This is a genomic window from Burkholderia sp. LA-2-3-30-S1-D2 (assembly GCF_001523915.2).
Lineage (GTDB): Bacteria > Pseudomonadota > Gammaproteobacteria > Burkholderiales > Burkholderiaceae > Burkholderia > Burkholderia diffusa.
On sequence record NZ_CP013383.1, the window covers coordinates 348,767 to 361,900 of the forward strand.

At 67.7% G+C, this 13,134-nt stretch carries 12 protein-coding genes; 6 read left to right on the plus strand and 6 right to left on the minus strand.

The genetic code is table 11. The features are described from left to right. Positions 1–23: 23 nt before the first annotated feature. Complete coding sequence (gene speB / locus WS66_RS01625; RefSeq protein ID WP_059598735.1) at positions 24–980, minus strand: agmatinase; 957 nt, start codon at positions 978–980, stop codon at positions 24–26. Positions 981–1,119: 139 nt separating this feature from the next. Here speB and WS66_RS01630 point away from each other — a divergent pair, with 139 nt between their 5' ends. Further along, positions 1,120–2,031, plus strand: a complete 912-nt coding sequence (locus WS66_RS01630; RefSeq protein WP_059598734.1) for a LysR family transcriptional regulator — start codon at positions 1,120–1,122, stop codon at positions 2,029–2,031. Between the two features lie 78 nt (positions 2,032–2,109). Here WS66_RS01630 and WS66_RS01635 read toward each other — a convergent pair whose 3' ends face one another. Then, positions 2,110–2,574, minus strand: coding sequence for an Lrp/AsnC family transcriptional regulator (locus WS66_RS01635; protein ID WP_044848788.1), 465 nt, complete (start codon positions 2,572–2,574; stop codon positions 2,110–2,112). A 134-nt stretch (positions 2,575–2,708) separates the two neighbouring features. Here WS66_RS01635 and WS66_RS01640 point away from each other — a divergent pair, with 134 nt between their 5' ends. The 3 genes from WS66_RS01640 (at position 2,709) to WS66_RS01650 (ending at position 6,922) form a co-directional block, all read left to right on the plus strand. Next, on the plus strand, positions 2,709–3,332 hold the full coding sequence (locus WS66_RS01640; protein WP_059598733.1) for a LysE family translocator: 624 nt from the start codon (positions 2,709–2,711) through the stop codon (positions 3,330–3,332). A 242-nt stretch (positions 3,333–3,574) separates the two neighbouring features. Beyond that, entirely contained in the window at positions 3,575–5,170 is a 1,596-nt protein-coding gene (locus WS66_RS01645) for a S53 family peptidase (RefSeq protein WP_059598732.1), read from the plus strand. Between the two features lie 75 nt (positions 5,171–5,245). Beyond that, the gene (locus tag WS66_RS01650) at positions 5,246–6,922 is read left to right on the plus strand and encodes a S10 family peptidase (protein ID WP_059598731.1); all 1,677 of its coding nucleotides are present in this window, start codon (positions 5,246–5,248) and stop codon (positions 6,920–6,922) included. A 79-nt stretch (positions 6,923–7,001) separates the two neighbouring features. Here the strand turns inward: WS66_RS01650 and nadE are convergent, their stop codons facing one another. The 3 genes from nadE to WS66_RS01665 form a co-directional block, all read right to left on the minus strand. After that, a complete protein-coding gene (gene nadE, locus WS66_RS01655) occupies positions 7,002–7,850 on the minus strand; it encodes an ammonia-dependent NAD(+) synthetase (protein ID WP_059598730.1) in 849 nt (282 codons plus the stop codon). Between the two features lie 231 nt (positions 7,851–8,081). Further along, entirely contained in the window at positions 8,082–8,951 is an 870-nt protein-coding gene (locus WS66_RS01660; RefSeq protein ID WP_059598729.1) for a DMT family transporter, read from the minus strand. A 253-nt stretch (positions 8,952–9,204) separates the two neighbouring features. Continuing rightward, positions 9,205–9,390, minus strand: coding sequence for a hypothetical protein (locus WS66_RS01665; RefSeq protein ID WP_006752380.1), 186 nt, complete (start codon positions 9,388–9,390; stop codon positions 9,205–9,207). A gap of 205 nt (positions 9,391–9,595) precedes the next feature. Between WS66_RS01665 and WS66_RS01670 the strand changes: the two genes are divergently transcribed. Together WS66_RS01670 and WS66_RS01675 are read left to right on the plus strand one after the other, a co-directional pair. Next, positions 9,596–10,354 (plus strand): DeoR/GlpR family DNA-binding transcription regulator, encoded by a 759-nt coding sequence (locus tag WS66_RS01670; RefSeq protein ID WP_059598728.1) that lies wholly within the window; start codon positions 9,596–9,598, stop codon positions 10,352–10,354. A gap of 104 nt (positions 10,355–10,458) precedes the next feature. Then, positions 10,459–12,285, plus strand: coding sequence for a phospholipase D-like domain-containing protein (locus tag WS66_RS01675; RefSeq protein ID WP_059598727.1), 1,827 nt, complete (start codon positions 10,459–10,461; stop codon positions 12,283–12,285). 123 nt (positions 12,286–12,408) lie between these two features. Here WS66_RS01675 and WS66_RS01680 read toward each other — a convergent pair whose 3' ends face one another. Continuing rightward, complete coding sequence (locus WS66_RS01680) at positions 12,409–13,083, minus strand: TetR family transcriptional regulator (protein WP_059464545.1); 675 nt, start codon at positions 13,081–13,083, stop codon at positions 12,409–12,411. Positions 13,084–13,134: the final 51 nt, after the last annotated feature.

Below are 13,134 nucleotides of genomic sequence, written 5' to 3' on the forward strand. Positions count from 1 at the left end.
TTTGAATAGGTTGTGCGCCGGGATCAGTCGCGGTACGCGACGCCGGGCAGCACGCACAGCAACTCGTAGGCGAGGTTCGCGCCGAGCAGGGCGGTGGTGCCGAATGGGTCGTACGGCGGCGCGACTTCGACGAGATCGCAACCGACGATATTCAGCCCCTTCGCGCCACGGATGATCTCGAGCGCCTGCGGCACCGTGAGGCCGGCGATTTCCGGCGTGCCGGTGCCCGGTGCGTAGGCCGGGTCGATGCCGTCGATGTCGAAGGTGATGTAGACGGGCGTGTCGCCGATGCGCGCGCGCACTTCTTCCATCAGCGGCGCGAGTGACTTGTTCCAGCACTCCTCGGCCTGGACCACGCGGAAGCCCTGCTCGCGGCACCAGTCGAAATCCTCGGCGGCGTAGCCGGTGCCGCGCAGGCCGATCTGCGTGACCTTGTCGCCATGCAGCAGGCCTTCCTCGACCGCGCGGCGGAACGGCGTGCCGTGCGCGATCTTTTCGCCCATCATCGTATCGTTCACGTCGGCGTGTGCATCGACGTGGATCAATGCAACCTTGCCGTGCTTGCGGTGGATCGCGCGCAGGATCGGCAGCGCGATCGTGTGGTCGCCGCCGAGCGTGATCGGCTTGCAGTCGTGCGCGAGAATCGCGTCGTACGCGGTCTCGATGCGCGCGATGGAATCGTGCAGGTTGTACGGGTTGATCGCGACGTCGCCGATGTCGGCGATCTGCAGCGAATCGAACGGCGCGGCGCGCGTGGCCATGTTGTAAGGGCGCAGCAGCACCGATTCCGTGCGGATCTGGCGCGGGCCGAAGCGTGCGCCGGTGCGATTGGAGGTGCCGAGGTCGAACGGCACGCCGACGAAACACGCGTCGAGGCCTTCGGCGCTCGCCACGTACGGCAGGCGCATCATCGTCGCGATGCCGCCGCTGCGCGGCATTTCATTGCCGCCGAGCGGCTGGAAATGGGTGTGGTCGTTCATGGGCTTGTCTCTTCCGATGTGGGGTTGCCGTATCATTCGACGCGGCTTGGCGCATAGTTTTACGCGTCCGGCGGGAAAGAAGAATGCGAAGATATCGACGTAAACATCGATTTTCATCGATGTATGGAAGGGGAATAGCGTGCTGGGGAATCTGTCGACCCTCGATCTGCGGTTGATCCGCGTGTTTCTCGCGGTCACGGATGCGGGCGGCGTGTCGGCCGCGCAGGCGATGCTGAACGTCGGCCAGTCGACCATCAGCGCGCAACTGTCGTCGCTCGAGACGCGGCTCGGCTACCGGCTGTGCGAGCGTGGCCGCAGCGGCTTCCGGCTCACGCCGAAGGGCGAGCGGTTCCACGCGATGAGCCGCAAGCTGCTCGCCGCGCTCGACGAATTCGGGATGGCCGCGCGGCACATGGACCGCCAGCTGGTCGGTACGCTGAGTATCGGCCTGATCGGCCATACGCCGGTCAGCCAGAACGCGCGGATCGCGGAGGCGATCGCCGCGTTCCGCACACGCGACGAGGCCGTGCGCTTCTCGATCTCGGTGCGTGCGCCGGGCGATCTCGAGGAGAAACTGCTGAACGGCGAGATCCAGATCGCGGTTGGCTACTTCTGGCATCGCGTGCCGACGCTGCATTACACGCCGCTGTTCATCGAGCGGCAGGTCGCGTACTGCGGTCGCGGCCATCCGCTGTTCGAACGCGCTGGCGCGCTGACGCCGGCCGACGTCGCGGGATTCGAATGGGCCTGGCGCTCGTATCCGCTGCCGGAGGCGCAGATGTCGACGACGCCCGATCGCGTGAGCGCGACCGCCGACAACATGGAGGCGGTCGCGCTGCTGATCCTGTCAGGCCATCACCTCGGCTACCTGCCGCAGCACTTCGCGGCGCCGTATGTCGCGCAGGGGCTTCTTGCGCCGCTCAACCCGGATCGGCTGCATTACGAGGTCACGTTCCACATGGTCGTGGCGCGCGACGGGCGCGGCGATCCGCTCGTCGAGGCGTTCCTCGAGGACCTCGAGCGCGCGCACCAGTCGCCCGACGTCGTGTGAGGCCGCGTGAGGCCGCGCGAGGTCGGACAACGCCGGCAATGTGGACGAGTGTCACGCCGGAGCGAGCCGTTGTCTGCATCACGGCACCGGCAACCCCGCGTCGTGTTTCACCTCCCGCAACGACAGCGCCGATTCGATCGACGTGACGCCAGGCAGCATCCGCAGCGAGTCGCGCAGGAACGTGCCGTAGTCGTCGAGATCGCGCGCGACCACTTGCAGCAGGTAGTCGGCCGTGCCCGCGACGTTGTGGCACGCGAGGATCCGCTCGATGCCGAGCACTTCCCGTTCGAACCGGTCGGCGACCTTGCGATCGTGCGTCGCGAACCGAACCAGCACGAACGCGACGACGCCGAAGCCGAGCGCCTGGCGTGACAACTGCGCGCGGTAGCGCTCGATGTAGCCGTCGTTTTCGAGACGTTTCAGGCGCCGCGCGCACGGCGTTTCGGACAGGCCGACGGAATCGGCGAGACGCGCGATCGGCAGGCGGCCGTCGCGCTGCACCGCGGCGAGAATCGCGCGATCGGTTTTGTCGAGTTCGGTCATGTTGGCGGAATCCTTGCATAGATTCCATGATTGTGGCGGATTCCGCTATGAATCGCCAATCCTGAGCCAAAGATGGCCAGTAATCCCTCTACCTTCAGCGGCAACATATCGTCATTGAAGGACGGGGGCAGACCATGATTTCCACGCATTTGCTGTTGATTTATCTCGCCGCGCTGGCGGCCATCTACGCGGTGCCCGGGCCCGACATGGCGCTCGTGCTGCAGACCAGCATCGGCCGCGGCGTGCGCCCGGGCATGGCGGCGGCCGCCGGCCTTTCGCTGTCGCGCACCGCGCACGTGACGCTCTCCGCGTGCGGCGTCGCGGCGCTGATCCGCAGCGCGCCGTGGCTGTACGAGGCGATCCGTTACGGCGGCGCGCTTTATCTCGCGTACGTCGCGATCCAGGTGTTCCGCTCCCCGGTGTTCACACTCGGCGACGGTGACGAGGCGGCCCCGGGCGAACTGCGGCAGTCGTTCTTCAAGGGGCTGCTGACGAACCTGCTGAACCCGAAGGCGCTGCTGTTCTGCTCGGTGCTGCTACCGCAGTTCGTGCGCCCCGAGGCCGGGCCCGTCGTGTGGCAGATGTTCGAGCTCGGCGCGCTGCTGGTCGCGGCCGGCGTGTGCTTCGACCTCGCATGCGTGCTCGGCGCGTCGCGCATCGCGGCGTGGATGCGCGCGCATCCGCTCGCGCAGACGGTCCAGCGCTGGACGTTTTCCGCTGCGCTCATCGGGTTCGCGCTGCGGCTGTCGATGGATTGAGCCGCATCGTCACATCGCTGCCGCTCGGCAGCGATGTGACGATCGACAGAGGCCGCGTGCAATGCCGGCCTTCGTGGCCATGTCCCGCCGCAGAAGGGCGTGCGCGCAAATCGTCTGACTGATCTAAACTCCCTTCAACTTCGCGCATTCGCGAACCGACTGACCGAACGGAACCGACTTCCGCGGGCCATGTCCGATTTCCTGGCTGTTCCGTGCAACGCGGTACCAAGGAGGGTCTGAACATGGCAAGGCATCTTCACGCCGACCGTGAACCCCGAATCGTCGCCGAGTCCAAGTGCCTCGGCCCGTGCGATCCGGCAGAACGCATCCACGTCACGATCATGTTGCGGCGGCAGGAAGAAGGGCAACTCGATACGTTGGTCCACCAGCTCGCCGCCGGCGACGCGCAAGCGAAACCGGTGTCGCGCGAAACCTTCGCGCAACGCTTTTCCGCCAATCCCGACGACATTCGCAAGGCCGAGGACTTCGCGCGTCACCACCAGCTGACGGTCGATCGCGTCGATCCCGTTGAAAGCGTCGTCGTCCTGTCCGGCACGATCCAGCAGTTCGAAGCCGCGTTCAGCGTCAAGCTCGAGCGCTTCGAGCATCAGTCGATCGGCCAGTATCGCGGCCGCTCCGGCCCGATCGCGCTGCCCGACGATCTCGGCGATGTCGTCACGGCCGTGCTCGGCCTCGACAGCCGCCCCCAGGCGCGGCCGCACTTCCGGCTGCGACCGCCGTTCAAGCCCGCACGCGGCGGCGCGGCGGGCGTCACGTTCACCCCGATCCAGCTGGCGTCGCTGTACGGCTTCCCGGCCGGCGACGGTGCCGGGCAGTGCATCGCGATCATCGAGCTCGGCGGTGGCTACCGCGCGGCCGACATCCAGCAGTATTTCCACGGGCTCGGCATCAAGACGCCGCCGACGCTCGTCGACGTGAACGTCGGCACCGGCCGCAACACACCGACCGGCGACCCGAGCGGCCCGGACGGCGAAGTCGCCCTCGACATCGAGATTGCCGGCGCAATCGCGCCGGCCGCGAAGATCGCCGTCTACTTCGCGCCGAACAGCGACGCGGGCTTCGTCCAGGCCGTCAACGCGGCCGTCAGCGACAGGACCAACAAACCGTCGGTGATCTCGATCAGCTGGGGCGGCCCGGAGGCGATCTGGCAGGCGCAATCCGCGCAGGCGTTCAACCGCGTGCTGCAGGCAGCGGCCGCGCAGGGCATCACGGTGTGCGCGGCATCCGGTGACAGCGGCTCGGGCGACGGGCTGCAGGACGGCGCCGATCATGTCGACTTCCCCGCATCGAGCCCGTATGTGCTCGGCTGCGGCGGCACGCAGCTCGATGCATTGCCCGGGCAGGGCATTCGCAGCGAGGTCACGTGGAACGACGAGGCGGCCGGCGGCGGCGCGGGCGGGGGCGGTGTCAGCACGCTGTTCGACCTGCCGGCGTGGCAGCAGGGGCTGACCGTCACGCGCGCCGATGGCAGCAGCGCACCGCTCGCGAAGCGCGGCGTGCCGGACGTCGCCGGCGATGCGTCGCCGCAGACGGGCTACGAAGTGTCGATCGCGGGCACGGCCACGGTGATGGGCGGCACGAGCGCGGTCGCGCCACTGTGGGCCGCGCTGATCGCACGGATCAATGCGGCGGCGGGCGGTGCGGCCGTCGGCTGGGTCAACCCGGTGCTGTACAAGAACCCGGGTGCGCTGCGCGACATCACGCACGGCTCGAACGGCGCGTATGCGGCCGCGCAGGGCTGGGATGCGTGCACGGGCCTCGGCAGCCCGAACGGCGCGCAGCTCGCGGCGATCCTGACGCGCAAGCCATCGAGCTGACGGCGGCGGTACACGGCTTTTCGTATGGCGCGGGCTTCCGGCCCGCGCCTTTTTCTCACCTCCAGGAGCAGCACGATGGGCATCGATTCCGCATCTTCCGGCGGCGTGTATCCGCTGCATCACGGCGACCACAATTCGCATGGCGTGCCGCCGACCATCAATCCGGTCGCGCTGAGCCACGGCCGCGACCAGCCGTTCTTCGATCCGGTCGCGTACGGCAATGGCCCCGACGACTCGGTCACCGACACGACCGAAGCGGCTGCGATCACGCACCACACGATCCTGATCGACGGCAAGCGCCTCGCGTACACGGCGACAGCCGGCCATCTCGTGACGGTCGATCCGAGCAGTTCGCAGCCGGCCGCGAAGATCTTCTACGTCGCGTTCACGGCCGACGGCGCGAAGGAGGAAACGCGGCCCGTCACGTTCTTCTACAACGGCGGTCCCGGGTCGTCGTCGGTGTTCGTGCTGCTCGGCTCGTTCGCGCCGAAGCGCATCAAGACCTCGATGCCGGGGTTCACGCCGCCTGCGCCGTACCAGATGGAAGACAATCCGGACAGCATGATCGACCACAGCGACCTGGTGTTCATCAACCCCGTCGGCACCGGCTATTCGGCGGCCGTCGCGCCGAACAAGAACCGCAACTTCTGGGGCGTCGACCAGGACGCGAATTCGCTGAAGCAGTTCATCAAGCGCTACCTGACGAAGAACAACCGCTGGAATTCGCCGAAATACCTGTTCGGCGAGTCGTACGGCACCGCGCGCAGCTGCGTGCTCGCGTACAAGCTGCACGAGGACGGCGTCGACCTGAACGGCATCACGCTGCAGTCGTCGATCCTCGACTACCGGCAGGCCGGCAACCCGGTCGGCGCGCTGCCGACCGCAGCGGCCGACGCGTGGTATCACAAGAAGCTCGGCGTCACGCCCGCGCCGACCGATCTCGGCACGTTCGTCGAGGAAGTCGCGCAGTTCGCGCGTACCGACTACCTGAGCGCACTGCGCAACGTGCCGCATGCCGATCCGGCCGCCGTGCGGAAGCTGTCGGACTACACGGGCGTCGACACCGCGACGCTGCAGACCTGGGGGCTCGACATCGCGGGCTACGACGCGCGTGGCAATTCGTTGTTCCTGACGACGCTGCTGCACGCGCAGGGGCTCGCGCTCGGTTCGTACGACGGCCGCGTGACCGGGATCTCGTCGGGCATCGCCGGCAAGATCGATCCGAACTCGGGCGGCAACGACCCGACGATGACGGCCGTGACGGGTGTCTACACGGCGATGTGGAACAGCTACCTGAACGAGCAGTTGAAGTTCACGTCGAATTCCGCGTTCACGGACCTGAACGACCAGGCGTTCCAGAACTGGGACTTCAGCCATATCGATCCGACCGGCGCGCAGCAGGGCATCGATGCGAAGGGGAACGTGATCCTCTATACGGCCGGCGATCTCGCCGCGGTGATGGCGCTGAACGTCGACCTGAAGGTGCTGTCGGCGAACGGCCTCTACGATTTCGTCACGCCGTTCTACCAGACCGTGATCGACCTGCAGCAGATGCCGCTCGAGGATCAGAAGGTGCGGCAGAACCTGTCCGCGCGCTTTTATCCGTCGGGGCATATGGTGTATCTCGACGGCGGTTCGCGCACCGCGCTCAAGCGCGATCTCGCGACGATGTACGACGCGACGGTCAGCGATACGGGCGCGCGGATGCGGATTCGCGCACTCCAAGCGAAGAAGACGGGCGGGCACGCGTAGTGTTGCCCGTCTTGCACGTGCCGCGCGTAACCGCCAGGTTCCGCGCGGCGCGGCATGGTGTTGCGGCGACGGCGCCGGCTTACGCGGCCGGCCAGTCGAACGGCGTGTACGGCAGCGCGCGCTTGTGGCGCGAGCCGTCGTAGAAGCGCAGCACCGTTTCGTACACGCTGTCGGCCACGGCCTTGCCTTCGAGGAAATCGTCGATCTCGTCGTAGGTGACGCCATACGCGTGCTCGTCGGGGCGCAGCGGACGCAGTTCCTCGAGGTCGGCCGTCGGCACCTTCATCACGATCAGTTCGTCACCGCCAAGCGCGCGGGCGACCGCACGCACGCGGCGCTTGCTCAGGCCGGCGAGCGGCAGCACGTCCGCGCCGCCATCGCCGAATTTCGTGAAGAATCCCATCAGCGATTCGGCCGCGTGGTCGGTGCCGATCACGATGCCGCGTCGCGCGCCGGCGACCGCGTACTGCGCGATCATGCGCTCGCGTGCCTTGATGTTGCCGTGCACGAAGTCCTGCTGTGCCGGGTTTTCGAACGCGTGGCCGGAGGCGACGAGCGATGCGAGCATCGCGTCGGCGGCCGGCTTCACGTCGACCGTGAACGTCTCGTCCGCGCGCACGAACGCGAGCGCGCGCTGTGCATCGGCTTCGTCGTTCTGCACGCCGTTCGGCAAGCGCATCGCGATGAAGCGGGCGTCGTAGCCGTCGGCGCGCAGCCGTTCGACCGCCAGCTGCGCGAGCCGTCCGGCCGTCGAGGAATCGACGCCGCCGCTGATGCCGAGCACGTAGGTCCGCAGGCCGGTCGAACGAAGGTACTGCGCGAGGAAGTCGACGCGCCGGGCGATCTCGGCATCGACGTCGAAGTGCGGGGTGACGTTCAGTTCGGCGATGATCGCGCGTTGGCGGCTGGCGTAATCGGCGGATGTCATGGAGTGTGGTTCCGGAACGAAATGCAAGGCGCCCATCATAAGCGCAATCGCGGCCCGGCGCCGCGCCGGGCATGCGATCCGGCGACCGCGCGTTGCATTGGCGAGACGCGCTGCATCGTCATGGGGCAGCGCGCGGGGCGCGTCGACTCCGGCGTGCACGCGGATGCTTCGTTTCGATGCATGGAAGGGGCGCGGTGACGGACGCTTCCTGCTTTCGCTCGCTCGTCCGCGTCAGCGCCGCGCGAGCACGACGCCCGCCAGCGCGAGCCCGAAGCCGGCGAGCTGGACGGCCGCGAGCGTTTCGCCAAACAGCAGATAGCCCTGCAGGGCGGCGAGCGGCGGCGCGAGGAACAGCAACGACGTCGCGCGCGCGGCGTTGCCGCGCCGCAGCATCCACATCAGCATCGTGACCGCGCCGCCGGACAGGAACACGACGCCCCACACGAGCGATATCCACAGCGCCGGCGCGCCGATCCAGCGCGTTTCGTGCAGCAACGCGACGAAGACGGCCGCGACGATCGCCGCGCCGAGGTTCTGCACGGCGACGGCCGTGCGCAGGTCGTTCTGCGCGAGCTTGCCCTTCTGATACAGCGAGCCGGCGGTGATCGAGCCGACCGACAGGATCGACACGGCCACGACGAACCACGCGGGCGCGGCGCCCGGTGGCGGCGCGACGCCGCCCGCGACCTTTGGCGCGAGCACGAGCGCGACGCCGGCGAGCCCGAGTGCCATCCCGAGCCAGCCGCGCGCGGGCAGGCGCTCATTGAACAGCGGCACTGCGAGCACGGCGGTGGCGAGCGGCTGCAGCGCGCCGAGCAACGCCATCACGCCCGCATTCAGTCCCTGCGCGACGGCCCAGTAGCTGGCGCCGAGATAGACGCCTTGCAGCAGCGCGCCCGCGATCAGGTGGCGCGGCCATTCGCGGCGGGCCGGCCACGGCGCGCGCGCGGCGAGCGCCACCGCGCCGAACAGCACGGCCGTGCCGGCGAAACGTGCGAGCAGGAACAGGTTCGGATCGGCGTAGGGCTTGATTGCCCGTGCGACGATGAAGCCGGTGGACCACAGCGCGACGAACGCCGCGGCGACGAGCGAGTTAAACATGCGTGGCGGGCCGCGATACGGCCGGACGAATCGTGAAGTCGGCCAGTATCGGTCGAACCGGTGCCGCCGTCTTGTCGGATTCTGCACTTGCTCGTGGCGCGTGCGCGCTGCATGCGGTTGCCGTGCGCGGCGCGTTGGCCGTGGGCGTGACGTGCCGCGAGCGCGGCGGCGCGCCGGCCATTCCGTTACCGGCCAGCCGAATGAAGGTGCTGCGACATGAAAGCGCGCCGTGGCGCGCGGAAAGGACGGGCGATCAGTCGAGCGAGAACGTGTCGAGCGGCTGGTTCGCGCGCGCGTCGGTCGCGAAGCGCGCAGCGAGCTGTTCGTAAAGCCGGCGCGCCTCGTCGAGCGTCAGGTCGATCCAGTATGGATCGCCCGCTCCGTCGTTGAGTCGTTCTGGCGAAAACTGGATTTCGAGCACACTGCCTTTGCGATACATTCCCCAAGCCCCTTTATGGTTTGTCGTTCGGCGAAACGCAAAGTGTAGCAACCGCTTGCCGTGCCGATTCGCGCGCATCGGGCAATACAGAATTTCGCTTTCGTGAAACGCGACGACCGCCAGCCGCACCGCCGTCAAATGGCGGTCAAGCGGCCGTAATACAATGCTCGGCTTACCCATTACCAGTCGCCTCGGGCGCATTGCGATGCTGGCGGAACAACGTCATCAATACATTCTGTCGGAACTCGGACGATCGGGCGCGCTGTCGGTAGCCGAACTCGTGCGCTCGCTCGACGTGTCGCGCGAGACGATCCGGCGCGACCTGAATGCGCTCGCGGCGCGCGGCCTGCTCGTGATGACGCATGGCGGCGCGCTGGCGGCGGACCGCCGCGAGCCGAGCCTGTCCGAGCGTGAAGCGGCGAACGCCGAAGCGAAGCGCACGATCGGGCGACGCGCGGCCGAATTCGTGCCCGACGACGCATCGGTGCTGATCGACTCGGGCAGCACGCCGCACGCGGTCGCGCTCGCGCTGGCCGACCGGCACCGGCTGTCGATCTACACGAACGACTGGCGCACGGCGTTCGTGCTCGCGCGGCGCAACGGCAATCGTGTGACGCTGCTCGGCGGCGAACTGTCCGACGACGAGGACGCGACGTTCGGGCTCGATACGATCCAGCAACTCGCGCAATACCATGTCGATTTCGCGTTCGTCGGCGCGGGCGGCATCACGGCCGACGGCGACTGCACCGACTACTCGCGGCTCGCGGCCGAAGTGCGCAGCCGGATGATCGCGGCCGCCGGCACGGCGATCATCGTTGCCGACCATTCGAAGTTCGGCCGCGTGACGCCGGTGCGGATCAACGGCACGTCGGCCGCGCGCTACCTCGTCACCGAGCGCGCGCCGGACAAGGCCGTGCGCCGCGCGCTGACCGCACGCGGCATCGAGCTGCTCGTGTGCGACTGACGCGCGTCCGACATACAAGGTTCATCGAACCGTCATCGCACGGGAAGAACCACCGTCAACACTGACTCATTCATCTCGACCGGGCCGCCCGGCAGGAGCAACGAATGACCGTCAGCGTACGCAGCTATCTTTCTCCGACCCTGGTCCTGCTGGCCTTCGACTGGCCCGACGCGGCGTCGCGCACCGACTTCCTCGGCTTCGCGATCCGGCGCACGCCCGGTTTCTGGGCGGCCGACGGCAAGACGCGGGCGCCGTACAGCTGGCTGCCGAACCGGCTCACGTTCGACGGCCCGGCCGCCGACACGCAGGGCGACGCACCGACCGACCAGGCGCCGATCCAGAAATTCATGTGGTGGGACGCGCGCATCGATCCGCAGGACCGCGATGCGTCATTCCGCTATGACGTCTATCCGGTCGTCGGCACGCCGGAGCACCTGCAGGTGCTCGATGCGGAGGCCGGCGTGTGCGAGATCGTGTTGCCCGCTCACGTCGTGGATGGCGTCGGTACGTGGTTCAACCGTGCGGTCGTCAGCTCGCAGGCGTTCGCGAAGCAGGTCGCGGCACTGGGACTCGCGCCGGATGCGGCGCCGAGCGCGGACCAGGCACTGAAGCTGCGCACGTGGCTCGCGAACGACATGGAACAGGTGTTCGCGGCGATGCTCGACCCCGCGTCGCGCGCGGTGTCGGCCGTCTACCATCTGACGGACACGCTGTGGGCGCTGCCCGCATTCGAGGCGTTCGGACGGCAACATGGCGAGGCGTCGCTCGCGATCGTCTACGACGCGCACGAGACCGCGCGCAAGGGCAAGCCGCCGCTGCCGTCGCCGAACCAGCCGGCCGTCGACGCGCTGCAGGGCCTCGCGACGCTCGCGCCGCGCGACCGGACGCACATCATGCACGACAAGTTCATCGTGACCGACGCACCGGCGAATGTGGTCACTACGGTGACGCCCACGCGCGTGCTGACCGGTTCCGCGAACTTCACGACCGAAGGACTGACGGAGCAGGCGAACGTGCTGCACGCATTCGATTCGCCGGCGCTCGCGGCGCTGTACAACGCGCGTGCGCACGCGCTGGCTGCGAATCCGCCGATCGCGGAGACGGCGAAATTGTCGGCGGGCTGGTCGGCGCCGGTGACGATCGGCAGCGCGCAAGTGCGCGTCGCGTTTTCGCCGGAGCCGGCGGGGCAGCGCACCGAGATCGATACGATCGTCGCCGCGATCGCGGCCGCGAAGCATTCGGTGTCGTTCTGCCTGTTCATGCCGACCGACGCTGCGCTGCGCGACGCATGCTTTGCAGCCGGCGACCGCGGCCTGATGATGTTCGGCCTGGTGAACCGCATCAACGTCGGTAGCGCGACGAAGGCCGATGCCGCGCAGCACGACGGGCAGTCGCTCGATGCGGCGACGCTCGCGAACCTCGAGCTTTACCATCGCCAGCGCGATCGGCGCGACGTGATCGATGCCGCCTATTTTTCGCCGGCATCGGTGCCGAAGGGTTTCGAGCCGGAGCTGCGCCTCTTTCCGGGCGAGCCGGCGCCGATGTATCCGCCGGTCGTGATCCACCACAAGTTCATCGTGATCGATGCGGAAGGCGCGAACCCGATCGTCTATACGGGCTCGGCGAACATGAGCCGCAACTCCGAGCAGTACAACGACGAGAACCTGCTCGAGATTCGCGACACGCGGATCGCGGCGGTCTATCTCGCGGAATTCCTGCGGCTCTACGAGCACTACCGCGCGCGGGCGCTGTCGATCGAAACGAAACGGCATGGCGCCGGTGCGCAGCGGCAGCTCGCGCTCGCACCGGATTCGAGCTGGGCGAAGAAATATTACGTGGCGGGAAGCCCGGAGGAGAAGGCGCGGATCGCGCTGGCGTCGACCGTGCAGACGGACTCGCCCGCGACGCACGCGCGGCGTGATGCGGCATGAAGAAGTGCGCGGCGTGCGCTCGGCCCATGCCGGTTGCAGGCGGCGCGGAGACGTTCGGGAGGTGTGCCGGACGGCGAGTGGAATGCTCGCCGGCCGGCCTTCGGGCGGAATCGCGCGGTGCGCCTACGCGGCGACGTAGCGCAGCACGGAGTCGGTGATCGTCTCGCGATGTCGCGCGCGCAGGCGCGGCGCCGACGGATCGCGGCCGAACGCGGCGCCGAACGTATAACGGTTCGACACGCGGTGGAAGCAGAACGAGCTGATCAGCAGATGCAGGTCGAACGCGTCGATGTCCTTGCGGAAGGCGCCGCTCGCCGCACCGCGCTCGAGCAGTTCCTCGAGCGTCTTGATGATGCTGACGTTGCGGTTCTTGAACGACTTCAGCTGTTCGAGATACTTCGCGCCGTGGATGTTCTCGATCGACACGAGGCGGACGAAGTCGCGGTGCTTGTCGTGATAGTCGAACGTGAATTCGACGAGCCGGCGCATGCCTTCGCGCGGCTCCATGTCGCCGACGTGCAGTTCCTGCTCGAGCGCGCGGATGTCGCCGTACACCTTCTCCAGCACGGCCTCGTACAGGCCTTCCTTGCTTTCGAAGTAGTAGTACAGCATCCGCTTCGTCGTGTTCGTACGCTCGGCGATCGCGTCGACGCGCGCACCGGCGAGGCCCATCGCGGAAAACTCCTGCGTGGCGACGTCGAGGATGTTGCGCTTGGTTTGCTCGGGATCGTATTTGCGCCGCGCATCGGTCGCAAGTGCGCGGCTTTCGGACGTGGCGGCCTTGCTTCCAGCTTTCATGTGACTTTGTTGTGGGTTCGCGGCGGCATGAAAAATCCATTCTAGCATGCG